At 69.0% G+C, this 23,488-nt stretch carries 19 protein-coding genes and 1 riboswitch; of the genes, 10 read left to right on the top strand and 9 right to left on the bottom strand.

The window, feature by feature from the left end:
- Positions 1 to 25: 25 nt before the first annotated feature.
- From btuB to UUA_RS13285, 4 genes are all read right to left on the bottom strand, one after another.
- The gene (btuB, locus tag UUA_RS13300) at positions 26 to 1,876 is read right to left on the bottom strand and encodes a TonB-dependent vitamin B12 receptor (protein WP_008437722.1); all 1,851 of its coding nucleotides are present in this window, start codon (positions 1,874 to 1,876) and stop codon (positions 26 to 28) included.
- A gap of 134 nt (positions 1,877 to 2,010) precedes the next feature.
- A riboswitch (cobalamin riboswitch) is annotated at positions 2,011 to 2,241 on the bottom strand.
- Positions 2,242 to 2,334: 93 nt separating this feature from the next.
- A complete protein-coding gene (gene nagA / locus UUA_RS13295) occupies positions 2,335 to 3,471 on the bottom strand; it encodes an N-acetylglucosamine-6-phosphate deacetylase (protein WP_008437720.1) in 1,137 nt (378 codons plus the stop codon).
- A gap of 128 nt (positions 3,472 to 3,599) precedes the next feature.
- Complete coding sequence (locus UUA_RS13290) at positions 3,600 to 4,631, bottom strand: SIS domain-containing protein (protein WP_008437719.1); 1,032 nt, start codon at positions 4,629 to 4,631, stop codon at positions 3,600 to 3,602.
- 9 nt (positions 4,632 to 4,640) lie between these two features.
- Complete coding sequence (locus UUA_RS13285) at positions 4,641 to 5,393, bottom strand: GntR family transcriptional regulator (protein WP_008437717.1); 753 nt, start codon at positions 5,391 to 5,393, stop codon at positions 4,641 to 4,643.
- A 347-nt stretch (positions 5,394 to 5,740) separates the two neighbouring features.
- Between UUA_RS13285 and zwf the strand changes: the two genes are divergently transcribed.
- The 5 genes from zwf (at position 5,741) to UUA_RS13260 (ending at position 11,770) form a co-directional block, all read left to right on the top strand.
- Positions 5,741 to 7,204 carry a glucose-6-phosphate dehydrogenase gene (gene zwf / locus UUA_RS13280; RefSeq protein WP_008437715.1) on the top strand — a complete coding sequence of 488 codons (1,464 nt, stop codon included), beginning with the start codon at positions 5,741 to 5,743 and terminating at the stop codon, positions 7,202 to 7,204.
- A 109-nt stretch (positions 7,205 to 7,313) separates the two neighbouring features.
- Entirely contained in the window at positions 7,314 to 8,027 is a 714-nt protein-coding gene (gene pgl / locus UUA_RS13275; RefSeq protein ID WP_039954052.1) for a 6-phosphogluconolactonase, read from the top strand.
- A 208-nt stretch (positions 8,028 to 8,235) separates the two neighbouring features.
- Positions 8,236 to 10,053 (top strand): phosphogluconate dehydratase, encoded by a 1,818-nt coding sequence (gene edd / locus UUA_RS13270; RefSeq protein ID WP_008437711.1) that lies wholly within the window; start codon positions 8,236 to 8,238, stop codon positions 10,051 to 10,053.
- Positions 10,054 to 10,190: 137 nt separating this feature from the next.
- Positions 10,191 to 10,847: a bifunctional 4-hydroxy-2-oxoglutarate aldolase/2-dehydro-3-deoxy-phosphogluconate aldolase gene (eda, locus tag UUA_RS13265; RefSeq protein WP_008437709.1), complete on the top strand. Its 657-nt coding sequence runs from the start codon at positions 10,191 to 10,193 to the stop codon at positions 10,845 to 10,847.
- 101 nt (positions 10,848 to 10,948) lie between these two features.
- A complete protein-coding gene (locus UUA_RS13260) occupies positions 10,949 to 11,770 on the top strand; it encodes a TlpA disulfide reductase family protein (protein WP_008437708.1) in 822 nt (273 codons plus the stop codon).
- A gap of 110 nt (positions 11,771 to 11,880) precedes the next feature.
- On the opposite strand, the gene UUA_RS13255 is transcribed toward UUA_RS13260, so the two are convergent.
- Both UUA_RS13255 and folE read right to left on the bottom strand, forming a co-directional pair.
- Positions 11,881 to 12,585 carry an RNA polymerase sigma factor gene (locus UUA_RS13255; RefSeq protein ID WP_008437707.1) on the bottom strand — a complete coding sequence of 235 codons (705 nt, stop codon included), beginning with the start codon at positions 12,583 to 12,585 and terminating at the stop codon, positions 11,881 to 11,883.
- A 207-nt stretch (positions 12,586 to 12,792) separates the two neighbouring features.
- Positions 12,793 to 13,416, bottom strand: coding sequence for a GTP cyclohydrolase I FolE (folE, locus tag UUA_RS13250; protein WP_008437706.1), 624 nt, complete (start codon positions 13,414 to 13,416; stop codon positions 12,793 to 12,795).
- A 173-nt stretch (positions 13,417 to 13,589) separates the two neighbouring features.
- Between folE and UUA_RS13245 the strand changes: the two genes are divergently transcribed.
- The gene (locus tag UUA_RS13245; RefSeq protein ID WP_008437705.1) at positions 13,590 to 14,225 is read left to right on the top strand and encodes a hypothetical protein; all 636 of its coding nucleotides are present in this window, start codon (positions 13,590 to 13,592) and stop codon (positions 14,223 to 14,225) included.
- A 116-nt stretch (positions 14,226 to 14,341) separates the two neighbouring features.
- Here the strand turns inward: UUA_RS13245 and UUA_RS13240 are convergent, their stop codons facing one another.
- Both UUA_RS13240 and UUA_RS13235 read right to left on the bottom strand, forming a co-directional pair.
- A complete protein-coding gene (locus UUA_RS13240; protein ID WP_008437704.1) occupies positions 14,342 to 15,151 on the bottom strand; it encodes an SPFH domain-containing protein in 810 nt (269 codons plus the stop codon).
- Positions 15,152 to 15,243: 92 nt separating this feature from the next.
- Positions 15,244 to 17,688 carry a S9 family peptidase gene (locus UUA_RS13235; protein WP_039954049.1) on the bottom strand — a complete coding sequence of 815 codons (2,445 nt, stop codon included), beginning with the start codon at positions 17,686 to 17,688 and terminating at the stop codon, positions 15,244 to 15,246.
- Positions 17,689 to 17,836: 148 nt separating this feature from the next.
- Here UUA_RS13235 and UUA_RS13230 point away from each other — a divergent pair, with 148 nt between their 5' ends.
- Positions 17,837 to 19,996, top strand: coding sequence for a prolyl oligopeptidase family serine peptidase (locus tag UUA_RS13230; RefSeq protein ID WP_008437693.1), 2,160 nt, complete (start codon positions 17,837 to 17,839; stop codon positions 19,994 to 19,996).
- Between the two features lie 86 nt (positions 19,997 to 20,082).
- Here the strand turns inward: UUA_RS13230 and UUA_RS13225 are convergent, their stop codons facing one another.
- Positions 20,083 to 20,619 carry an REP-associated tyrosine transposase gene (locus UUA_RS13225; RefSeq protein WP_337999131.1) on the bottom strand — a complete coding sequence of 179 codons (537 nt, stop codon included), beginning with the start codon at positions 20,617 to 20,619 and terminating at the stop codon, positions 20,083 to 20,085.
- A gap of 167 nt (positions 20,620 to 20,786) precedes the next feature.
- On the opposite strand from UUA_RS13225, the gene UUA_RS13220 reads away from it, so the two are divergent.
- The 3 genes from UUA_RS13220 to UUA_RS13210 are packed head-to-tail and all read left to right on the top strand — an operon-like array spanning position 20,787 to position 23,236.
- The gene (locus tag UUA_RS13220) at positions 20,787 to 21,449 is read left to right on the top strand and encodes an alpha/beta hydrolase (RefSeq protein WP_008437690.1); all 663 of its coding nucleotides are present in this window, start codon (positions 20,787 to 20,789) and stop codon (positions 21,447 to 21,449) included.
- A gap of 30 nt (positions 21,450 to 21,479) precedes the next feature.
- Entirely contained in the window at positions 21,480 to 22,532 is a 1,053-nt protein-coding gene (locus UUA_RS13215; protein ID WP_008437688.1) for a sensor histidine kinase, read from the top strand.
- Positions 22,532 to 23,236, top strand: a complete 705-nt coding sequence (locus UUA_RS13210) for a LytR/AlgR family response regulator transcription factor (RefSeq protein WP_008437687.1) — start codon at positions 22,532 to 22,534, stop codon at positions 23,234 to 23,236. The genes UUA_RS13215 and UUA_RS13210 overlap by 1 nt, the downstream gene beginning before the upstream one ends.
- The last annotated feature ends 252 nt before the right edge of the window (positions 23,237 to 23,488 follow it).

The raw sequence follows: 23,488 nt of genomic DNA, 5'->3' as shown, positions 1-23,488 counted from the left end.
GGGCTTCCTGCATGCACGGCACGGCTCAGCGTGCCGCGGGGCTGTAGCGCAGGGTCAGGAACGCGCCGCGACCGGGCTGGTTGAAGTACCACACGGTCTCGTAGCGGTGGTCGAACACGTTGGCCAGCCGCGCCTCGAGCTGCCATTCCGGCGCAAAGTGCCAGCTGGCGCGCAAGTCGGTGGTGGCGTAGCCACCGAGCCGGTGCCGGTTGGCCGCATCGTCGAAACCGCGCCCGGCGGCGAAGACGGTGGCGCCGAGGCCGAAGGCACCGAAGCGCCGGTCCAGGTCCACCCGCGCGGTGCGCTCGCGTCGGCGCGGCAGCAGCTTGCCGTCGTTGGCGCCGCCGTCCTCGTTGCGCGGCTGCAGCCAGCCCAGGTAGCCCTGCAGCTGCCAGCCGGCGAGGTTCACGCCGAGCTGGCCTTCCACGCCGCGGATGCGTGCCTTGCTCACGTTCTGCGGCACCCAGTTGCTGTCCAGCGCGATCAGCTGGTCGATGCGGGTCTGGTAGGCGTTCAGCGCCCAGTTCCACGCGCCCTGCTGCCGGCTCAGGCCCAGCTCGGCGCTGCGCGATTTTTCCGGCTTCAGGTTGGGGTTGCCGCTGCCGTAGGGGTAGTACAGGTCATTGAAGGTCGGCGCATGGAACGCGCTGCCGTAGCTGGCGGAGAGCTTCAAGCCGTCGTCGAAACGGTAGCCCCACGCCGCGGCGCCGGTGTTGTGGTTGCCGAACTGGCCGTTGTGGTCGCGCCGCGCCGACAGCTGCACTTCGTTGCGGCCGAACGTGCCCTGATACTGCACGTAACCGCCGGTATTGTTGCGGCGGCTGGCGAGGAAGCCGGTGTCGCTGTCGATGTGCTCGCCCTGCCAGTCGACGCCCAGGGTCAGCAACTGGTTGCTGGCCACGCTGAGGTCGTTCTGCCACGACGCCTGGTTGCGCCGCGAATAGATGTAGCCGACGAAGTTCTCGTTCTCGTAGTTGTCGTAGCGGTCCAGGTTCTGGCCGACGCTCAACGTGGTCTTCCACGCCTCCAGCGGATTGAAGCTGAAGCTGCTGCCGGCAACCTGCTGCAGGGTGCGGCTGCGGTTCTGGTAGCTGCCGTCGAAATGGATCTCGCCGAGGCTGCGCAGCCAGGCGCCGGTGAGTTCGGCACCGTTGTCCCAGCGATAGCCGCCGCTGGCGCTGAGGTTCTTGTTGCGGAAGGCGTCGCGGTCCGGCTCGTCGGTGAAGCAGCCGGCGAACGCCTCGGCCGCGCCAACGCGGCAGGCGTTGATGCCGCGGGTGTATTGGGCGCCGACGCCGAGGTTGTACCAGGCATGCTCGCTGCCGCCGGACAGGCCGGCCTGGCCGCGCAGCAGGTTGTTGCTGCCGGTGGTCACGCTGAACGTGGGCAGCAGGCCACCGTCGCGGCTACCCCGGCGGGTGAAGATCTGGATCACGCCACCGATCGCGTCGGCGCCGTACAGGCTCGAACGCGGGCCGCGCACCACCTCGATGCGCTCGATCTGCTCCACCGGGATCTGCTCGAACGCCGCCAGCCCGGCGCTGACCGAGGCCACCCGCACACCGTCGACCAGCAGCAGGGTATGGGTGGAGTTGGTGCCGCGCATGAACAGCGAAGTCTGTTCGCCGTAACCGCCCGTGTTGGCGAAGCTCAGGCCGGGCAGACCGGCCAGCAGGTCCGGCACCGACAGCGGCTGCAGCCGCTCGATGTCGGCGCGGGTGATCACCGTCACCGACGACAGCGCCTCGTCGGCGGTGATCGCGGTGCGCGTGGCGGTAACGATCACCGGGCTCAGCGACGAGGCGTCGTTCTGGTCGGCAGCCTGTGCCGCCATCGTGCAGCCGAGCAGCGTCGCTGCCAGCAGGGACTTCTTCATCATGTTCGTTCCTCTACGCCGCGCACCCGCGCACGGCTCACGTGTTCAATGAGCTGACGGCACACGGGGAAGGAAGACGGAACGACGGGCAGGCAGCAACGACCGACACGTGGTTCGGCCTCGCCCACCGCGAGCCACCAGGAATCGTTCGGGCCGGTCTCCGGGCTGGCGAGTGGCACGCGGTGACCCGCCTGCCTCGAACGACGCCTTCCCGTGCCGCGCACAGTGGCTTTTGCCGTTCGCGATCTCGCTTACCGTTGCGGGGGCAGCGCCGGCCTTGCAGCGTGTTCGCACGCCACGCACCGGCTTCCCGTTTCATCCCTCCGGCAATGCACCGTCGGGACACCTGAACTGCGCCACTTTAGTCTCGGACAGCTATTTCGGCAATGCAGGTGCAGGAACTCGCCGGCGAGCGATGTTCGTCATGTTGCGCAGAAGCATCGCCCACGAACGGGCTTCTACGCGGCCACACCGCCAATCCAGCTCCGCTCCACGCGGTATTCGTCGCCCAGCGCCACCAGGTCGGCGCGACAGCCGGGGGCGATGCGGCCGTGGCTGTCGCCCAAGCCGAGGAACTCGGCCGGCCAGGTGCTGGCCATGCGCACCGCCTCGTCCAGCGGCAGGCCGAGCATCTGCACGGTGTTGCGCACGGCGCTGGCCATGTCGAGCGCGGAACCGGCGAGCACGCCGCCGGCGGTCTGGCAGATACCGTCCTTCACGATGATGGTTTCGCCGTTCAACACATAGTCGGGGCGGTCCGCGCCGACCGGCGGCATCGCGTCGGTGACCAGCAGCATCTTGCCGCGCGGCTTGGCGGCGATCGCCACGCGCAGGCTGGCCGGATGCACGTGGTGGCCATCGACGATGAGGCCGCACCAGCTGCCGGGGTCGTCCAGCGCCGCGCCCACCACGCCGGGTTCGCGGCTGCCCAGCGGAGTCATCGCGTTGAACAGGTGGGTGAAGCCGCGCACACCCGCGGCGAGCGCGGCACGGATGGTGGCGTGGTCGGCGGCGGTGTGGCCGGCGTTGACCAGCACACCGGCAGCAGCGAGCCGCGCAATGAATTCGTGCGGCACGCGCTCGGGTGCCAGCGTCAGCAGCCGCACGCCGCGGTGCGGCGCACAGAGCAGGGCGAGTTCTTCCTCGCCGGGCACGTGGAACCACTTCGGGTCGTGCACGCCCTTGCGCCCGGGGGCGAGGTACGGGCCTTCCAGATGGATGCCGAGCAGGCCCGGCACGCCTTCGTCGAACGCCTGCTCCACCGCGGCCAGCGCGGCGCGCATGGTATCGACACTGTCGCTGATCAGCGTGGGCAGGAAGCCGGTGGTGCCGAAGCGGCGATGCGCGCCGCCGATGGTGCGGATCGTCTCCACCGTGGGCGCGGCGTTGAACAGCGCGCCGCCGCCGCCGTTCACCTGCACGTCGATGAAGCCGGGTACGAGGTACGCGCCGGCCAGGTCCTCGGCCCGCGCGGCACGCACGGCCTCGTGGTCGTGCGGCAGCAGCGCGGCGATGCGTTCGCCCTCGATGAGCACGGCGAGATCGTCGCGCCAGCCGTGGGCGGTGAGGACGCGGGCGCGGGTGAGCGACTTCATGCGTAATCGACCATGGATGCGAAACCTCGCGTAGGAGCCCGCTCGCGGGCGATGCTTCTCGACGGGAGTGGAACGGGAGAACAACGCAAGAGCATCGCCCGCGAGCGGGCTCCTACCCCTGCCATGGGTCAAACCGTCTCCGTCACCTTGTTGAGATGCGGCGGCACGTCGGGGTTGAAGCCGCGGCGCAGCGCCAGGGTGCTGGCGGCGCGGTAGAAGCTCTGGATGGTCAGCAGCGGCGTGCACAGCGCCGGCAGGCCGCCGGCCACCGGCAAACTGCCAGCGCCGTGCAGCCCGGGCGCGGCCACGAACACCTGCGCACCGCGGCTGCGGAATTCGCGCGCCACCGCCAGCGTGCTGTCCAGCGTGTCGTCGTCCTGGGCGAAGCACAGCACCGGAAAATCCGGGCCGACCAGCGCCATCGGGCCATGCTTTACCTCGGCGGCGCTGAACGCCTCGGCGTGCAGGCCGCAGGTTTCCTTGAACTTCAGCGCCGCCTCCAGCGCGATGCCGAGGCCGTAGCCGCGACCGACCACGAACAGGTTATGCGCCCCGACCAGGCCATCGACCAGTGCCGACCAGTCCGCGTCCCAGCCGGCGCGCAACGCATCCGGCAGCGCCTGCAGGGCGGTGCCGAGTTCGGCGTCGCCGCGCCAGCGCGCGCACAGATGCAGCACCGCGGCCAGGGCGGCGATATAACTCTTGGTGGCCGCCACGCTGCGCTCGGGGCCGGCGTGCAGCGGGATCACTGTGTCAGCCAGTGCCGCCAGCGGCGAATCGGCCACGTTCACCAGCGCCACCACGCGCGCGCCGGCGACCTTCGCGGCCTGCGCATTGCGCAATAGGTCGGGGCTCTTGCCCGACTGCGAGATCGCGATGAACAGCGCGCCCTGCCAGCGCTGCTCGGCCGCGTACACCGAAGTGACCGACGGCGAGGCCGACGCGGTGACGATGCCCAGCTGGGTCTCGAACACGTACTTGGCGTAGGCCGCTGCATGGTCGGAGCTGCCGCGCGCGCAGGTGACGATGAAGCGCGGCGGCTGCTCGCGCAGCTCGCGCGCCAGCGCCGCCACCACCGCCTCGTTCGCGGCAAACTGGCGCGCCAGCACCGCGGCCGACTCGTGCGCCTCCTGGAACATCAGGGTGTTGTGGGCGTCCATGGCGTTCCTTCAGTCGGTCTGCAGTTCGGCGACAAAATCGTAGATGTCGCCGCGGTACCAGGAGCAGGTGAACTCGACCACGCGGCCGTCGTCGAGGAAGCTGCGCCGCTCGATGTTCAGCCCGGCACTGCCCACGCCGACGTGCAGCAGCCGCGCCTGCTGCGCGTTCAGCGACACCGCGCGCAGCCGCTGCAGCGCGCGGCGCGGGCGCGCGTTGAGTTTTTCCAGCGCCTCGTACAGCGAGTCGTGCACCAGCAGCGGGTCGGGCAGCACGCTGGCCGGCACCACGCTGCGCTCGATCGCCAGCGGCTCGTCCTGGCCGTAGCGCAAGCGGTGCAGGCGCACCACCAGCGAGCCGGGCGACAGGTTCAACGCCATCGACTCCTCCGGCGTCACCTCGCCGATGCCGCGCTCGAAGAATTCCGAACGCGGCGACAGGCCGCGCTCGCGCAGGTCCTCGGTGAAGCTGGTCAGCCGCGACATCGGCTTGACGATGCGCTCGGCGATGAAGGTGCCGGCGCCGTGGCGCTGGGTCAGCAGACCCTCCTCGACCAGGCCGGCGATCGCCTTGCGCACGGTCACCCGCGACAGCTTCAGTGTCTGCGACAGGTCGCGCTCGCTGGGCAGCGCCTGGCCCGGCTCGATGTCGCGGTGCCCGATGATGTTGCGGATCGCCTGGCGCAGCCGCAGGTAGGCCAGCGGCTGGTGCGTGGCCGGGTCGTGGCAGATCCGGCGGTATTCGTGGGCGAGGGCGGCTTCCATGCGCGAACGATACCAATAGCGAACCACTGGCCGCAAGCTGTCCGGCGCGTCTCTCGACCCTGGAGTGCCCGGCGGCCCGAATCCGTTCGCATGAGCCTGGCTCGCGTCGGCGAGCGAACCCGGAGTACCCCGCGGACCTGGCCAATCCCAGCGACTGCGGCCCGTAGCCTGCACTCGGGACGAACGGGATGGCAAGCGCGCCCGCGGGTGCCCGATCGAGCCTCTGCATGAATTCGTATGCAATGCGGTAGTCGATCTGGTATTTCACTGGTACGATCAAAGCCAACCCGGGCAAGCGCGCCACCGGCCGCCCTGCCCACCATCCGGCATCGAGTCGAGGTAATCGCGTGACTGCTTCCTCCCAAACGGTCGAACCGTTCGACCTGGTGATCTTCGGCGGCACCGGCGACCTCGCCGTGCGCAAGCTGCTGCCCGCGCTGTTCCACCGCTTCCTCGACGGCCAGATCCCCGGCAGCAGCCGCATCGTCGGCGTCGCCCGCGAGGCGCTGGACGACGCCGGCTACCGTGCGCACCTGCGCGAGGCGATGATCGGGGTGTGCGCGGCGGCTCAGCTCGACGTGTTCCTGCAGCAGGTGTTCTACCGCCCGCTGGATGCGCGCAAGGACGAGGGCTGGGACGACTTCGCCGCGTTCATGGGCAAACAGCCCGGGCACGTGCGCGTGTTCTACCTGTCCACCTCGCCCGAACTTTTTGTCGACATCTGCACCCGGCTGGGCCACTACCAGCTCAACCAGGGCGCTTCGCGCGTGGTGCTGGAGAAACCGATCGGCCGCGACCTGGCCAGCGCGAACCAGATCAACGACGCGGTCGGCAAGGTGTTCAGCGAATCGCAGACCTTCCGCATCGACCACTACCTCGGCAAGGAGACGGTGCAGAACCTGCTGGTGCTGCGCTTCGGCAACGCGCTGTTCGAGCCGCTGTGGAACGCCGGGCACATCGACCATGTGCAGATCACGGTGGCCGAAACCCTCGGCGTGGGCCACCGCGGCGCCTACTACGACCGCGCCGGCGCGCTGCGCGACATGGTGCAGAACCACATGCTGCAGCTGCTGTGCATGGTGGCGATGGAGCCACCGTCCTCGCTGGCGCCCGATGCGGTGCGCGACGAGAAGCTGAAGGTGCTGCATTCGCTCAAGCCCATCGACGACAGCAACGCCGCCCAGCTCACCGTGCGTGGCCAGTACCGCGCTGGCGTGGCCGAAGGCGCCAGCGTGCCGGGTTACCCGGAGGAGCTGGGCAACAGCAAGTCGAACACCGAAACCTTCGTCGCGCTGAAGGCGGAGATCGCCAACTGGCGCTGGGCCGGCGTGCCGTTCTACCTGCGGACCGGCAAGCGGCTGCCGAGCCGGGTGTCGGAAATCGTCGTGACCTTCAAGCCGGTGCCGCATTCGATCTTCAGTCCCGACTCCGGCACGCTGTCGCAGAACCGGCTGGTGCTGCGACTGCAGCCGGACGAGGGCGTCAAGCTGTGGCTGACCATCAAGCATCCGGGTCCCGGCGGCCTGCGCCTGCGCCACGTGCCGCTGGACATGAGCTTCGCCGAGGCGTTCGGCGTGCAGCAGCCCGATGCGTACGAACGCCTGCTGCTCGACGTGGTGCGCGGCAACCCCACCCTGTTCATGCGCCGCGACGAAGTGGAAGCGGCGTGGCGCTGGGCCGGTCCGATCCTCGCCGCCTGGGCCGACAGCGGCGAGGCGCCGCGACCGTATACCGCGGGCAGCTGGGGGCCGAGCGCCGCGGTGGCGCTGATCGAGCGCGACGGCCGCACCTGGAACGAAGACAGTGAGTAGGCCGCGTTTACCGGCGCTTCATCCGACAACCCCAATGCGTGCGGCAGACTGCTCATCCCCTCCCCACGATGTGCGCGGCCACGCCTGAGCGTCCGTCGCGACACCTGCCATGACTACCCACTTGAACGTCACCACACACAGCTTCACCGACTGCAAGGCGCAGGCCACGGCGCTGGCCGAACGCGTCGCCGAGCGCTTGCGCCACGGCCTGGTCGAACGCGGCCACGCCGTGCTGGCAGTTTCCGGCGGCAGCACGCCGAAGGATTTCTTCGACCGCCTCTCACGCGAGCAGCTCGACTGGGCCCGGGTGCAGGTGACCCTGGTCGACGAGCGCTGGGTGCCTGATACCGACGAGCGCTCGAATGCGCGGCTGGTGAAGGCGCGCCTGCTGCAGCACGCTGCCGCGGCCGCCCCGTTCGTGCCGCTGTATACCGGCGATGCCACTCCCGAAGCCGGGCTGGCCGCCGCCACGGCGCGCATCGAGGCGCTGCCGCTGCCGTTCGACGCGGTGGTGCTGGGCATGGGCGACGACGGCCATGCCGCCTCGTTCTTCCCCGGCGGCGACCACCTGGCCGAGGCGCTGGACCCGGACGGCCATGCCCGCGTGCTGCCGATGCGCGCGCCCGGCGCCGGCGAACCGCGGATCACGCTGACCCTGCCGACACTGCTGGAAACGCGCGCGCTGTACCTGCTGGTCGCCGGCGAGAAAAAGCGCGACCTGCTGGCCGACGCGCGGCTCGGTCTCGGCGCCGCGCAGCATTACCCGGTGCGTGCGGTGCTGGCCCAGCAGCGCGTGCCGGTGGCGGTGTACTGGTGCCCCTGAGACGAATCGTACTTGCTTCAGCGCCGTCATCCCCGCGAAAGCGGGGATCCAGCGCCTTGCACGACCTGGGAACCGCTGAAGTCACTGGATTCCCGCTTTCGCGGGAATGACAAAAAGTGAAGTCCGCGCTTGAGTGAACGCTGTATGCACCTGAGACCGAAATGCATCGTCGAGGAACGAAAAAAATGAGTCGCTGCCGGAGCCTGTCATGACCACGCTGCACCCCGTCGTCGCCGAAGTCACCGAACGCCTGCGCGAGCGCAGCCGCGAGACGCGCGCGGCCTACCTCAGGCGGATCGACGCGGTGGACCGCAGCGGACCGCGGCGCGGGCACCTGTCCTGCGGCAACCTCGCGCATGGCTTCGCCGCCTGCGGCACGGAGGACAAGGCGGCGCTGCGCAACGGCGAGCGCTCCAACCTCGCCATCGTCACCGCCTACAACGACATGCTCTCGGCGCACCAGCCGTACGAGCGCTACCCCGCGCTGATCCGCCAGATCGCCCGCGACGCCGGCGTTACCGCGCAGGTCGCCGGCGGTGTGCCGGCAATGTGCGACGGCATCACCCAGGGCCGCGCCGGCATGCAGCTGTCGCTGTTCTCGCGCGACGTGATCGCGCTGGCCACCGCGGTGGCGCTGTCGCACGACATGTTCGACGGCGCGCTGTACCTCGGCATCTGCGACAAGATCGTGCCGGGCCTGCTGATCGCCGCGCTGAGCTTCGGCCACCTGGCCGGCGCGTTCGTGCCCTCGGGGCCGATGCCCAGTGGCATCCCGAACGAACAGAAATCGAAGGTGCGCCAGGCCTTCGCCGATGGCAAGGCGAGCAAGGCCGAACTGCTGGAAGCCGAAGCCGCTTCGTACCACGCGCCTGGCACCTGCACCTTCTACGGCACCGCGAACTCCAACCAGATGCTGATGGAGATCATGGGCCTGCACCTGCCCGGCGCCAGCTTCACCGCGCCGGACACGCCGCTGCGCGACGCGCTCACCGCCGAGGTGGTGCGCCGCGTCGCCGGCCTCACCGCGTTGGGCGGCCATTACCTGCCGCTGGGCCACATCATCGACGAGCGCGCGATCATCAACGGCGTGATCGGCCTGCACGCCACCGGCGGTTCCACCAACCACCTGCTGCACCTGGTGGCGATCGCGCACGCCGCCGGCATCCAGCTGCGCTGGGACGATTTCGACGCGCTGTCCGGTGTGATCCCGCTGCTGGCGCGCGTGTACCCGAATGGCTACGCCGACGTGAACCAGTTCCACGACGCCGGCGGCATGGCGTTCCTGATCGACCAGCTGCTCGGCGCCGGCCTGCTGCATGGCGACGTGCAGACCATCTTCGGCACCGGCCTGGAAGGCTACACGCGCGTGCCGCAGCTGGACGAGGCCGGCGACATCGCCTGGGTGACGGTGGCGAAGCAGAGCGGCAACCGCGGCGTGCTGCGCGGCATGGACGAACCGTTCCGCGCCGACGGCGGCCTGCGCATGCTCGACGGCAACCTCGGCCGTGCGGTGATCAAGGTCTCCTCGGTGCCGGACGACCGCCTGCTGATCGAGGCGCCGGCGATCGTGTTCAACGACCAGGACGAGGTGGCCGGCGCGTTCAAGCGCGGCGAACTCAACCGCGACTTCGTGGCGGTGGTGCGCTTCCAGGGGCCGCGCGCGAACGGCATGCCCGAGCTGCACAAGCTCACCCCCACGCTGGCGCTGCTGCAGGACCGCGGCCACCGCATCGCCCTGCTCACCGACGGGCGCATGTCCGGCGCCTCCGGCCGCGTGCCGGCGGCGATCCACGTGACCCCCGAGGCAGTGGCCGGCGGCAACATCGCCAAGATCCGCGACGGCGACATCATCCGGCTGGACGCGGCGAACGGACGTCTGGACGTCCTGATGGAAGCGCACGAACTGGACGCGCGCCTGCCGCACGTCGCCGACCTTTCCGGCGAGCACAGCGGTATGGGCCGCGAACTGTTCGGCCTGTTCCGCCAGGCCGCCGCCAACGCCGACCTCGGCGCCGGCGTGCTGTGAAACACCCGTAGGGCGGCCACTGCCCGCCCTACACAACTGGGGTGGGGTCGCTCTTGACCTTCCTCGCAACCCTGAGCAACCCCCTCCCAACCTCCCCCTGCCTTGCAGGGGGAGGAGCCAAGAAGACGGAGCCTTACGTGACCAACGCCATCGAAGCAAAGCAGCAGCAAGTCGAGGCCCTGATGCGGCTGGCGCCGGTGATTCCAGTGGTGATCATCGACGACGCGAAGGCCGCGGTGCCGATGGCGCGCGCGCTGGTCGCCGGCGGCATCCCGACGATCGAGGTCACCCTGCGCACGCACGCGGCGCTGGACGCGATCCGCGCGATCGCCGCCGAGGTGGAAGGCGCGATGGTCGGCTGCGGCACCGCGCTGACCGCGCGCGACCTGGCAGCCGCGCAGCAGGCCGGCGCACGCTTCGCCGTGTCGCCCGGCACCTCGCCGCGCCTGCTCGACGCCGCCGACGACAGCGCACTGCCGCTGCTGCCCGGCGTGGCCACCGCCAGCGAGGCGATGGCCCTGCTCGAACGCGGCTACCGGCATCTGAAGTTCTTTCCGGCGGTGCCGGCCGGCGGCCACAAGCTGCTCGGCGCCTGGGCCAGCCCGCTGCCGCAGATCCGCTTCTGTCCCACCGGCGGCATCAGCCTGAGCATTGCGCCCGACTTCCTCGCCCTGCCGAACGTGCTCTGCGTGGGTGGCTCCTGGCTCACTCCCGCCGACAAACTCGCCAGCGGCGACTGGGCCGGCATCGAATTGCTGGCGCGCGAGGCGGCCGGCCTGCGCCGGGGGGACTGACGACTGCCCGCGATGCCCGGCCGCGCGATACCGGGTAAGGTTCCCCCTTGCTCCTGCTCGCCGCCATCGGCGCGAGCCTTCACCGGCAAGGATGGAAGCACTTGAACATCGGACCACTGGCCCTCTCGTCAGCCCTGCTGGCGCTGCTGTTCGGCGTCATCGCCGCGCTCGCCGTCGCCGGCTTCCTGGCCAAGCGTGGCTACGGCGACGCTGGCAATGCGTTGTACCTGGCGCTCGGCATCGGCCTGCTCAGCGCACGCGTCGCCTACGTGGCCAGCTGGTGGCCGCAGTACGTGCAGCAACCGGCCAGCGTGCTGAACATCCGCGACAGCGGCTTCGATCCGATCGCCGGAGCGCTCGGCCTGGTGGTCGCGGCACTGCTGATCGGCTGGCGTCGGCCGCCGCTGCGCCGACCGCTGGCCGCCGGCGTGACCGTCGGCATCGCGGCATGGGCCTTCGCCGGACTGGTCGCGTACAAGCTGGCCGCGACCACCCATCCCGGCTTGCCGGCCCTCGTGGTGAGCGACCTGGACGGTCACGAGGTGCCGCTGGAAACGCTGCGCGGCCAACCCACCGTGATCAACCTGTGGGCCACCTGGTGCGGCCCGTGTCGGCGCGAGATGCCGGTGCTGGCCGAGGCGCAGCGGGCGATGCCGCGAATCCGTTTCGTATTCGCCGACCAGGGCGAATCGGCGGCGGCGGTGCAGCACTTCATGCAGGTGCAGCGGCTGGCACTGGAGAACGTGCTGATCGACGGCAACCTGCAGTTGTCGAACCACTACAACGCCCGCGGCTACCCGACCACCTTGTTCCTCGATGCCGACGGCCGCCTGCGCGACATGCACATGGGTGAACTGTCGCGCGCCACACTGGCCGAGCGGCTGCAGCGGATCGCCCCGCCGGCCACGCCGACGCCGCGCTGATCACATCGCCACGGGCAGCAGCGTAGGGCGGGCACTGCCCGCCGCTCTGGGTCTCGCGTCCCGGCAGCAAAACGCCGGCGGGCGGTGCCCGCCCTGCCCAACCGCACGAGTCAGGTCGATTGTTCGGCCTCCAGTCGCGCCATCACCGCGTCGGCGACGCGCGCGCAGCGCTGGCCCATGAACGGGAACACCTCGCCCATGGTTCCGGCCAGGCTGCCCTGCAGCGACGTGCGCAGCAGCCGGCGCGCGCGATGCAGGCGGGTCTTCACCGTCTCCGGCTTGATCGTCAGCAGGCTGGCGGTTTCCTCCACCGAGCATTCCTCCACCTCGCGCATCATGTAGACGGTGCGGAACGCCCGCGGCAGTTCGTCGATCGCATCTTCCAGCAGGTGGCGAATCTGCATGCGCGCGGCCGCGGCCGCCGGATCCTCGCTGCCGAACTTCGAGGGAAACTGCACGATCTGGTGGGTGTCGTCCGGCGCGGCGTCGACCTGCTCCAGCCCGACCATGGTGTGGCGCTTGCGCAACCGGCCGCGCGCCTCGTTCAGCACGATGCTGGTCAGCCAGGTCAACAGGGTCGAATCGCCACGGAATGAATCCAGCTTGTCATAGGCACGCATATACGATTCCTGCAGCACGTCTTCTGCTTCCGAGTCCTCGCCGATCACCGCACGCGCCACGCGGTACAGCCGCTGGTTGCAGCGCTGCATGATGTGGCGGAATGCCTCGCGATGGCCGGCGCGGACCAGCGTCACCAGCGCGTGGTCGTCCAGCGCGGCGTAGTCGACGGGTACAGCATGGGCATGGGCTGACATGGCTTTCTCCTTTTACACCTGATCCGATGCATTCGGGCGACTTGAGGTTCCCGGGTCAGAGCCTGTGAAGAAAACCACGTCCTGTGGTTTTCTTCTATCGCGAGTCCGGTACACGCCCGGACTCGCTCGCGCGAATCAGGCACTTGCGTGCCCGATCCGCGACCGGCCACCCCTGGCCGGCCTGAGAGGTTGAATAGCCACAACCTCTCAGCCGGCCAGCATGGCCAGGATCTCGCCACGCCGCGGTTCATGCGCGAATTCGCCGAGCAGACGTCGGGTCTGCATCGATATCCCGTGCAGGCGCACCCCGCGCGAGGACAGGCATTCGTGGCTGGCCTCGACGATCACCGCCACGCCGCACGGCTGCAGCACCTTGGCCAGCGTGTCGGCGATCTCCGCGGTGAGTCGCTCCTGGATCTGCAGGCGCCGGCCGAACGCCTCGACCAGCCGCGCCAGCTTGGAGATGCCCACGACGCGCTGGTTCGGCAGGTAGGCGATGTGCACCACACCGCGGATCGCCGCCAGGTGGTGCTCGCAGGTCGACTGCAGCGGAATGTCGCGCAGCACGACCAGCTCGTCGTAGCCACCGACTTCGCCGAAGGTGCGGCTGAGCAGGCTGGCCGGATCCTGCCGGTAGCCGGCAAACCATTCCTCGTACGCACGCACCACCCGCGCCGGGGTGGCCAGCAGGCCTTCGCGCGCGGGGTCGTCGCCGGCCCAGCGGATCAGCGTGCGCACCGCGGCTTCCGCCTCGGCGCGGGTCGGATGCGGGGTGGTGACTGCTTCAGGCAGCACGGCGGGTTGGGTGGCAGCCGGGGCGAAATCGAGCATGGAAGGTGTTCTCTGGCGGATTCAACCATCGGATGAGCCAGCTGCGCAGGAGGTTCCCGCACTTGTCGACGGTTCACCGGAACCTCTCGCGGGCTGATCGCATCCCATGTGCACTGGTACGTTTACAGCGTGCATTCGCTCGCTGGCGCTACCCATCTGAAGGAGTGATCACCATGAACAAGACCGTCTTCGCCCTCGCCCTCGCGCTCGCCTTTGGCGGCATCACCGCCGTGCAGGCGCAGCAAGCCCCGGCCACACCCGCGCACAGCATGTACGCCTCGCAGATGAACTGGTTCGGCGGCGTCACCTACAGCGGCGCGCCGGCGCTGGACGTCACCGCTGCCCTGGTCGAAGCCGGTGGTGGCGCCAGCCACTTCGACTTCGCCACGGCGCTGGTTTCGATGCTGGGCCAGGACACCGTCAACGCCGAAGTGGCCAAGCTCACCAAGCAGTACGGCAAGACCGCCACCGACAACTTCATCGCAGGCATGACCTTCGCCGTCAACGACGGCCTGAAGCGCGCCACCGAAGCGGGCGTGAAGCTGCCAGCCGCGCCGGCGGACCTGAAGGGCACCAAGCTGGCCAGCACGCTGGTGACGGCAGGCACCACGCCTGACGGTACCTGGTGGTCGGGCTATCTGTTCGACAAGGCCCTGTCGCACGACATCCACGTGCAGGTGATGCAGGACGTCGACGCGAAATTCGGCCACGGCGCCGACGAAAACACCCACAAGCTCCTCAACCAGGCGATGTATGACGTGGCGCAGGCGCTGAAGGTGAAGGACGTAAGGCTGGCCGCGCTGCACTAAGCAGTCCCGTAGCCTGACAATGAGCACACCGCGCGCATCCGGCGCGGTGTGCTCATCGTTGTTTGGCGGTCAAGTCCACGGCGGCGTCGCCTTCACTGACGACGCGCGGGAATCGGCTATTTCACGCTCACCACCGGATCGACTGCGCTGCCGATGATGAAGGTGCACTTCGCATCCTTCACCGCGCACACCTCGGTCTGCATCTTGATGCGTTCCATCTCGACGAACTGGGCCGGGCTGAGATTCATCGCCAGGCGATAGGCGTTGTCCGCCTCGGCGCGGCTCTGTTCCGCCGCCTTGCGCGATTGTTCGGCCAGGTTGCGCTTCTGCTCGGTCAGCACGCGCTGCTCCTGTTGCGCGGTTTCCACGCGCTGGTTGCGCACCGCGTCCGGCGGATTGGCCTTGCCCACGGTGATCTTGATCAGGCGGATCGGCAGCTTGTTGTCGTTGAGGTAGGCGGTCATCTCGCGACTGACTTCGCTGTCGATCTCGTCGATGGCGGTAGTCTGGATCGCGGTCTCGTTCATGCCGTGCTTCTTGACCGCCGAACGCACCCGGTTGAAGAACTCCTGCTCCACGTTGTTCTTGTACCAGTCCTGGCCGAAGTTCTTCACCAGCGCCACCGGATCGACCACCTGCAGGCGGATGATCGCGTGGAAATCCAGCGGCACGCCGTCGCTCGACATCAGGTCGGTGAAGTTGCCGTCGTACTGCTGCGGAAACATGTTGACGTAGATCCGTCGCGTGGAAAACCACGCATAGCTCAGTCCGGTGGTCACCGGCTGGTCGCGCACGCCGCCGTGCCCGAACAGGATCGGCTTGTCGATCAGCACGGCCTGCTGGCCGGCATCCGGCGACACCACGGTGCAGCCTGTGCACGCCAGCAGCAACGACGCCGCCATCGCGGCGAAACCCGACTTCTTCATGTCTTCCCCCGTCCCATTGTGGCCCGCTCCTTCGCCATCATGCCGCAAGGCCGTTGACACGGGAATGTCGACGGCCTGCCGCATCACGCCGATCAGTGCGCGGCGGGAGTGTCCCTCACCGGCTTCACATACGTCTCGAACAACTCATCGATACGCCGGTATTCGTCGTACCACGAGTCGGCGTGCACGAAGCCGTGGCGTTCCAGCGGGTACAGCGACATCCAGAAGTTCTTCTTGTGCAGTTCGATGAAGCGCTGGTACAGGCGGATCGAATCCTCGGCCAGCACGTTGTCGTCGATCAGGCCGTGCTGGATCAGCAGCGGATCGCGCAGGGCGTCGGCGTACTCGATCGGCGAGCTGGCCTTGAACGCTTCCGGATCGAGCTGCGGATCGTTGAGGATGTCCGAGGTGTATTCGTGGTTGTACAGCGTCCAGTCGCTGACCGGGCGCAGCGCGGCGCCTGCGGCGAATTCGCCGGGCGCGCGCAGCAGCGCCATCTCGGTCATGAAGCCGCCGTAGCTGCCGCCGTAGATGCCCACGCGCCGCGGGTCGACGTGATGGTTCTGCACCAGCCAGGCCTTGCCGTCGAGCAGGTCCTCCAGTTCCGGGTGACCCATCTGGCGGTAGATCGCGGTGCGCCAGGCGCGGCCGTAGCCTTCCGAGGCGCGGTAGTCCATGTCCAGCACCACGTAACCCTGCTGCACCAGCAGGTTGTGGAACAGCTGCTCGCGGAAGTAGTGCGACCACGACAGCGTGACGTTCTGCAGGTAGCCCGCGCCGTGCACGAAGATCACCGCGGGCTTCGGCGACGCATCCTCGCTCGCCGGGCCGTAGTACTTCGCGTAGATGGTGCCGGCGCCGTGGCTGGACTTCACCTCGACGATCTTCGGCGCGATCCAGTCGTGCGCGCTGAATGCCGCCTTCATCGTGTTGGTCAGCTCGCGCGGCGTGCCGCCGGCGGACGGCTGGACGGCCAGTTGCGGCAGCACGTACGGCGAGGAATGCAGCACGGCGAGTTGCGTGCCGTCGGGCGACAGCGCGAAGTCGTCCATGCCCTGGTAGTTCGTCACGCGCGCCAGCTCGCCGCCGGCGCTGGGCACGCGGTAGACGTCGTAACTGTACGGCGCGACCTTGTTGGTGCGCAGGTAGAACCACTGGCCGTCGTCGCTGAGCTGCGGGTGGCTCACCTCGAACCGGCCGGTGGTCAGCGCCATCGCCTTGCCGTCCAGCGGCTTGGTGTAGAGCTGCGACCAACCGGTTCCCTCGGACAGGTACCACAGCGTGCGGCCGTCCTTCAGCCAGCCGAAATCGTTGAAGTTCCAGTTGATCCAGGCTTTGTCGGTGAGCCGCTGCTGCGGCACCAACACGTGCTTGCTGAAATCCACGCTGGCGATCCAGCGGTCCTTGTTGTCGATCGCGCGCAGCTGGATGGCGAGGTTGCGGCCGTCGTCGCTCCACGCGATGCCGCCGCCACCGCCGTCGTCGGCGCTGCCGACGATGCGCACGGCACGCTGTTCGGGCGCCTTCAGCGCCTTGGCCTGCTCGGCCTTGCCGGCCTTCTGCAGCGCGGCGACAGCACGCGCACGCAAGTCTTTCAGCGGATCGTCCTTGATGCCGGGCAGGGTGTCGGTGGCCAGCGGGTGCGTCTGGTGGTTGACCAGGTCGAGCAGCAGCAACGACTGCGGCGCCGGGTCCTTGCGGCCCACGTACACGCGGGTCTCCTTCTGCTCGGCGTAGCCGGAGTCGGTGACGTAGTGGGTGACTTCCGGCGCCTTGCCGGCCTCGTAGCCTTTCGGTGCGGTGACCAGCAACAGCCAGCGGCCGTCCGGCGACAGCTCGCTGTCGATCGGCGTGATCTTGTCGCCGAGGAAGAACGGCAGCGGCGCACGGCCCGGGTCGGCAGCGGCCAGCGCCTGGTCCTCGTCGCGCTTCGCCTGCTTGTCGGCCTTGATCCGGCGCAGCGTCTTGAACAATTCCAGCTGCCGCTCGCCCAGCGCGTCGGGCTGCTTCGCCTGCGGGTCGTCGGCGAACTTCAGCACCGCCGCGGGCGCGGTTACGCCGCTGGCCAGGTCGTGGCTGTACCAGTCGTTGCCGTCGCGGAACTGCAGCGCGCGGCCGTCGGCGGAAAAGCGCGGCGCGGATTCGTCCTGCGGCGTGCGGGTGAGCTGGCTGCGCCGGCCGCTTTGCAGATCCACCACGAATACGTCGCCGTGCAGGATGAAGGCGGCATGCCGGTGCGCGCGGTCGAGGACCGCCGGGCCGTCGGCCTGCGCCAGCGCGGCCGGGTCGAGCTTCGTGCCCTGTCGGGTGACCGGGTCGACCCGGTACAGGTCGCGCAGCGGACTCCCGTCGCGCTTCAGCGAGTAGTACAGGCTGCGCCCGTCCACGCTCCAGTACGGCGACTCCACCGCCTGGCCGATCCAGTCCGGATTGGCCATCACCGTTTCCAGGTCGAGCGGCGTCGATGCCGGCGCGGCGAGTGCTGCCAGCGGCGCGGTGGTGAAGGCGACAAGGGCAGCCAGCAGCAATCGACGCATGGATTTTCCCAGGGGCAAAGAGGCCAGCATAACCGAGCACCCAGGCGTTCTGCGGCCGCCCCTGCCGAAAGTCAGTGGCCGCTGGCTGCAGCGGCGGCGGCGCGTTGCTACTCTGCTCGCCTTCACGTCTTTCCATGGAACCCTCGCCATGCGTCTCGCGCCCCTCGCCGCCACCCTGCTGTTCGCCGGCGCCGCCGCCGCGGCCCAGCTGCCGCCTGTGAGTCCGTCGGCGAAGCCGCCGCGCGAGGTCGCGCTGATCGGCGAATCGCAACCGCTGCCGCCGCCCACGCCGCAGCAGGCCGCGTCCAGCGAGCTCCACGGCGTCAGCGTGGCCGATCCGTACCGCTGGCTGGAAAACCCGGACGACCCGGCGGTGCGGCAATGGATCGCTGCACAGAATGCGTATACCGAGGCGGCCCTGGCCGCGATGCCGCAGGGCAAGGCGCTCACCGCACGGGTGCGGCAGCTGGCGATCACCTCGACCGCGCGCACCGGCCCGATGCTGGCCGGCGGCACCCTGTTCTACCTGCAGCAGACCCCGCCGCAACCGCAGCCAGTACTGATGGCGAAGGCCTGGCCGGACGGCGCGGCGAAGGTGCTGGTGGATCCGAACACCGATCACGGTGGCACTGCGATCACCGCCTACTGGCCGTCGCCCCGCGGGCGCTACCTCGCCTACGGCACCGCCGAGGGCGGTAGCGAACTGACCACCATCCGCGTGCTCGACGTGGTCAGCGGCAAGACCTTGCCCGACACCCTGCCCTGGGCCGGCGGCGGCACCACCCCGCAGGGGCTGGCCTGGGACGCCGACGAGCGCGGCTTCAGCTACGTGCGCTTCGCGCCACCAGCGCCGGGCCAGGAAGTGGAACAGTTCCACGCCACGCTGGTGCACCACGCGCTGGGCCAGGCCGCCGCGGCGGACCGCGTGGTGTTCGGCCAGGGCTATTCGAAAACCGCCGAGTACGTGCTGGTGAACGCGCCGGCCAGCGCGCAGGCCGCGGTGCTCGCTTACGACGGCGACGGCGGCCCGGCCGAGGTGTTCCTGCAGCACGGCGACCGCTTCACTCGCGTGCTCGACCGCGGCGCCAACGTGCGCACCGCCGCCTGGGCGAATGGACGTCTATACGCCGCCGCGTTCCGCGATGCGCCGCGCGGCCGGATCGTGGCCATCGGCGACGACGGCAAGGCCGTGCCGGTGCTGGCCGAACGCGAAGGTGCGATCCAGCAGATCGCCCCGCTCGGCGACGGTTTCCTGGTGGTGCGCAGCTGGGGGCCGGACTGGTGGGTCGAGCAGTACGGCGCCGGCGCCAAGTTCGTGCGTCGGCTGCCGCTGCCGGAACACGGCATCGGCATTGGCGAGATCGCCTCCGAATCCGGCCAGCCGAAGGCGCTGATCAGCTACAGCGGCTGGACCACGCCCGCGCGCTGGGCCGAGTACGACGGCAACACCGGCACGCTGAAAACCGTATTCGAGGTCAAGCCTGCCGCCGACTATTCGAAGGTGGTCGCGCGCCGCATCGATGGCACCTCGAAGGACGGTACGAAAATCCCGGTGACCGTGCTGTCGCTGCCCGGCACCACGGCGAACGGCAAGCGGCCCGCCATCCTGTACAGCTACGGCGGCTTCGACCTGCCGGTGAAGCCCGGCTTCATCGGCCCGAACCTGGCCTGGCTGGAGCACGGCGGCGTGCTCGCCTACGCCAACATCCGCGGCGGCAACGAGAACGGCCAGCTCTGGCACGCGCAGGGCCAACAACTGCACAAGCAGAACGTGTTCGACGACTTCCACGCCGCCGCGCTGGCGCTGATCGACGCGCGCTGGACCAACCGCGCCCACCTCGGCATCCTCGGCGGCAGCAACGGCGGCCTGCTGATGGGCACGCAGATCGTGCAGCACCCCGGCGACTACCGCGCCGTGGTGGCGCGCGTGGGCATCTACGACATGCTGCGCCACGAGACCGACTTCGCCAACGGTCCGTACAACATCCCCGAGTACGGCAGCATCGCGGACCCGGCCCAGTTCAAGGCCACCCTGGCCTACTCGCCGCTGCAGCACGTGCAGGCGAACACCGCCTACCCGGCGGTGCTGCTCACCACCGGCGAGAACGACCCGCGCGTGGCGCCGTGGCAATCGCGCAAGTTCGCCGCCGCGCTGCAGAATGCCACCGCATCGCCGCGGCCGATCCTGCTGCTGACCCGCATGAACGCTGGCCACGGCGTCGGCGCCCCGTTCAGCCAGCGCGTCGGTGATACCGCGATCGGCCTGACCTTCTTCGCGCACGAGCTGGGGCTGGGCGTCGAAAAATAAATCACCTCCCCGCTGTAGGAGCCCGCTGGCGGGCGATGCTCTTGTTCTGGATGTCCGAAGAAGAAGCATCGCCCGCCAGCGGGCTCCTACAAGGTCAGCGATGCGTCGCGGTCTAGCCAGACGGCGTCCCAGTAAGGGTAGACAAAGACGCTGTCGACCAGGCCGGCGCGCACCGGATTGGCGATGATGTATCGCGCCACCGTCCTGATGTCTTCCTCGACTCGCAACGCATGGTCATGAAAACTGCGCTCCCACGGCGACCCATCCGGCCCGCCCGATTCGTGCAGCGCACGCGATGCGCATGCCTTGAACCGATTCATGACCCGGCCCAGCGACTCGTCGCCGAGTTGCAACGGGCCATGCCAGTGGTCGGGCATCAGCACCCATGCGAGCAGACGGGAATCCGCCCAGGTCGATGCCGCGTGGATGACCTGACTGGTTACACGTGCGCGGTCCGTATCCGCAAAGATCGGCTCACGATGGCGTGTCACCGTGGTCAGCAAATACATCTGGCCCGGAATGGACACGCGGCCCTGACGCAAGGCGCGACGGCCAACAGGCGGGAAAGCAGGCATGCGTGCAGACTGCCGCGGACATCGGCAAAACACATCAAGCGTCAGCATCAACCCCTGTCCGTCTGATCCACCGCCCCTTGTAGGAGCCCGCTGGCGGGCGATGCTCTTGCTGCGTTGATGAAACAAGAGCATCGCCCGCCAGCGGGCTCCTACGCGTCGAGGCGGGGGACTGAGACTGCTACGATGGCACCCCGTCTCCGCTGTCGACTCATGCCATGCCACTCCCCACCGTCGAACACGAAACCGGCGCCAGCCCACGCTACAGCATTCTCTGGCTACACGGCCTCGGCGCGGACGGCAACGACTTCGCGCCGATCGTGCCGGAGTTGGTCGATCCGGCGTGGCCGGCGCTGCGCTTCGTGTTTCCGCATGCGCCGGTGCGGCCGGTGACGATCAACAACGGCATGTCGATGCGCGCGTGGTACGACATCATCGGCTTCGACGCGCATGCGCAGCAGGACGAAGCCGGCATCCGGGCCTCGATCGCCGCGATCGAGGCCCTGATCGAACGTGAGCACGAGTGTGGCGTGCCGAGTAGGCGGATCTTCCTTGCCGGCTTCTCGCAGGGCGGTGCGATCGCGCTGGCCGCGGGGCTGCGCCATACGGAAAAGCTGGCCGGCATCGTCGCGCTGTCCACCTACCTGCCGATCGCCAGCACGCTCGCCGCCGAGCGCAGCGCAGCGAACCTGGCCACGCCTATCTTCTGGGGCCACGGCACCGCCGACCCTGTGGTGGCGCTACCGCGCGGCAGCGCTTCGCGCGATGCGCTGCGGGCGCTGGGTTACGCGGTGGACTGGCACACCTACCCGATGGCCCACGCGGTCTGCGCCGAGGAGATCGACAACCTGCGTCACTGGCTGGGCCAGCGGCTGGCGTAAGCGCGACCGCGCTGCGGCATACTTGCCCGCATGCGCGAACCCACCTCCCGCCGCGCCGCACGCGGCCGCACCGAACAAAGTCCGCTGCCGGACTTCTGTCAGCTGCCGGCGCTGTTCGCGCTGCTGGTGGTCGGTGCGCTCACGGTCACCGTGATGTGGCTGGCTCGCGACGACCCGCGCGACTGGTCGGCCTACAGCGTCGGCATGCTGTTCGCAACCCTGCTGGGCATGGTGGCGGCGGTAGTGCTGTGCGCGCTGCGGCCATGGCTGCAGCGCCTGCCCGGGCACCTGCCGTATGCGGGCGTGTGGCTGCTGCTGCTGCTGATCGTGCTGCTCGGCAGCCTCGCGGCGCACTGGTTCGACGGCGCGCTGCAGATGCACCTGGTGCGCGGCAGCCTGCCCGTGTTCGTGCGCGACAACCTGCTGATCGCCGCCCTGCTTGGCGGCGCGATGCTGCGCTATTTCTATGTGCTGGCGCAGTGGCAGGCACGGCTGGCGGCGGTCACCCGAGCGCAGGTCGAGGCACTGCAGGCGCGCATCCGTCCGCATTTCCTGTTCAACAGCATGAATACGGTGGCGGCGCTGATCCGGGTCGATCCCGCCGCCGCCGAGCGCACGGTGGAGGATCTCTCCGAACTGTTCCGCGCCGCGCTGGGCCAGCACGACAGCGCCGACGGCACGCTGGGCGAGGAGCTGGCGCTGGTCGAACGCTATCTGGCAATCGAGCAGCTGCGCCTGGGCGAGCGCCTGCGCGTGCGGCGCGAACTGGACGAACTGCCGCGCGATTTCCCGCTGCCGCGCCTGCTGCTGCAGCCGCTGGTGGAGAATGCGGTGCGCCACGGCATCCAGCCGCTGCGCGAGGGCGGCGAGGTGACCTTGCGTGGCTGGCGCGATGGCCGTGACGTGCGCATCGAGATCGGCAACCCGCTGCCGGCCACTCCACCCGCCGCCGGCAACGGCCATGGCCTGGACAGCGTGCGCCAGCGCGTGGCCTACCGCTACGGCCCGCAGGCGAGCGTGCAGGCCGGCGCGGAGGGCGAGCGCTTCGTGGTGCGGCTGCAGCTGCCGGGAGGAAAAGGCTGATGCGTGTACTGGTGGTCGACGACGAACCGCTGGCGCGCGCGCGCCTGGCCGCCCTGCTGGCCGAATGTGTGGAGGCGGAGGTGGTCGGCAGCGTCAGCGACGGCGAGGCCGCGCTGGCCGCGCTGGACGAACTGCAGCCGGACGCGCTGCTGCTGGACATCAACATGCCCGGTACCGACGGCGTGGCGCTGGCCCAGCGCCTGGCCAGCCGCGCGCGGCCGCAGGTGATCTTCTGCACTGCCTACGAGACGCACGCGCTGAAGGCGTTCGAACTGGGCGCAGTCGACTACCTGCTCAAGCCGGTGCGGCTCGACCGCCTGCGCGACGCGCTGCAGCGCGCGCAACGCCGCCTCGCCGACACGCCGCGCGAACCGGCCGCGTACCTGAGCGGCCGGCTGCGTGGCGAACAGGTGCGCATCGCGCTGGACGAAGTGATCTGCCTGCTCGCCGACGAGAAATATGTAGTGGTGCAACACCGCCGCGGCGAACTGCTGATCGAGGAATCGCTGCGCCAGCTGGAAGAAACCTACCCCGACCAGTTGATCCGCCTGCACCGCAACTGCCTCGTCCCCCCACCGCGCCTGCTCGGCCTCAAGACCCTCGCCGACGGCCGCGTGCTGGCCCGCCTCGACGGCAGCGAGCTCAACCCCGAGATCAGCCGGCGCAATTTGCCGGCGGTACGGAGGTTGTTGCGGCTTGGATGAACGCCTGCCGCTGCCAAATCCTGCAAGCAAGCCGGAACAACGATTTTCATCGCCGCGTATCGCGGGGAATAAGATATAGCGCCACGGTTCGCGAGATATGCAGCGATGGTGTCGAGCACACACGACGGGAGTCGCAATCTGGCAACCCCTTGTTTGGACATTGAGTTTGCTTGCTTGACCAAAGTCAGCCGAAAGCTGAACATCCGGTGCATATACATCGATTTGGGGTCTGCTAATCATTGGGCGGCACAA

The sequence above is a fragment of the Rhodanobacter thiooxydans LCS2 genome, from assembly GCF_000264375.1.
Taxonomy (GTDB): domain Bacteria; phylum Pseudomonadota; class Gammaproteobacteria; order Xanthomonadales; family Rhodanobacteraceae; genus Rhodanobacter; species Rhodanobacter thiooxydans.
The sequence above is the reverse complement of the archived record's forward strand: the minus strand, read 5'-3'. Positions and strand labels throughout refer to the sequence as shown.

Excerpts from the sequence above, each read along its gene's own strand:
- UUA_RS13220 (WP_008437690.1), top strand. The coding sequence starts at position 20,787 with ATGCCACTCCCCACCGTCGAACACGAAACCGGCGCCAGCCCACGCTAC.
- UUA_RS13290 (WP_008437719.1), bottom strand. The coding sequence starts at position 4,631 with ATGGACGCCCACAACACCCTGATGTTCCAGGAGGCGCACGAGTCGGCC.
- UUA_RS13255 (WP_008437707.1), bottom strand. The coding sequence starts at position 12,585 with ATGTCAGCCCATGCCCATGCTGTACCCGTCGACTACGCCGCGCTGGAC.
- UUA_RS13225 (WP_337999131.1), bottom strand. The coding sequence starts at position 20,619 with ATGCTGACGCTTGATGTGTTTTGCCGATGTCCGCGGCAGTCTGCACGC.
- UUA_RS13230 (WP_008437693.1), top strand. The coding sequence starts at position 17,837 with ATGCGTCTCGCGCCCCTCGCCGCCACCCTGCTGTTCGCCGGCGCCGCC.
- btuB (WP_008437722.1), bottom strand. The coding sequence starts at position 1,876 with ATGAAGAAGTCCCTGCTGGCAGCGACGCTGCTCGGCTGCACGATGGCG.
- pgl (WP_039954052.1), top strand. The coding sequence starts at position 7,314 with ATGACTACCCACTTGAACGTCACCACACACAGCTTCACCGACTGCAAG.
- edd (WP_008437711.1), top strand. The coding sequence starts at position 8,236 with ATGACCACGCTGCACCCCGTCGTCGCCGAAGTCACCGAACGCCTGCGC.
- UUA_RS13285 (WP_008437717.1), bottom strand. The coding sequence starts at position 5,393 with ATGGAAGCCGCCCTCGCCCACGAATACCGCCGGATCTGCCACGACCCG.
- nagA (WP_008437720.1), bottom strand. The coding sequence starts at position 3,471 with ATGAAGTCGCTCACCCGCGCCCGCGTCCTCACCGCCCACGGCTGGCGC.
- UUA_RS13235 (WP_039954049.1), bottom strand. The coding sequence starts at position 17,688 with ATGCGTCGATTGCTGCTGGCTGCCCTTGTCGCCTTCACCACCGCGCCG.
- UUA_RS13215 (WP_008437688.1), top strand. The coding sequence starts at position 21,480 with ATGCGCGAACCCACCTCCCGCCGCGCCGCACGCGGCCGCACCGAACAA.
- UUA_RS13240 (WP_008437704.1), bottom strand. The coding sequence starts at position 15,151 with ATGAAGAAGTCGGGTTTCGCCGCGATGGCGGCGTCGTTGCTGCTGGCG.
- folE (WP_008437706.1), bottom strand. The coding sequence starts at position 13,416 with ATGCTCGATTTCGCCCCGGCTGCCACCCAACCCGCCGTGCTGCCTGAA.
- UUA_RS13245 (WP_008437705.1), top strand. The coding sequence starts at position 13,590 with ATGAACAAGACCGTCTTCGCCCTCGCCCTCGCGCTCGCCTTTGGCGGC.
- UUA_RS13210 (WP_008437687.1), top strand. The coding sequence starts at position 22,532 with ATGCGTGTACTGGTGGTCGACGACGAACCGCTGGCGCGCGCGCGCCTG.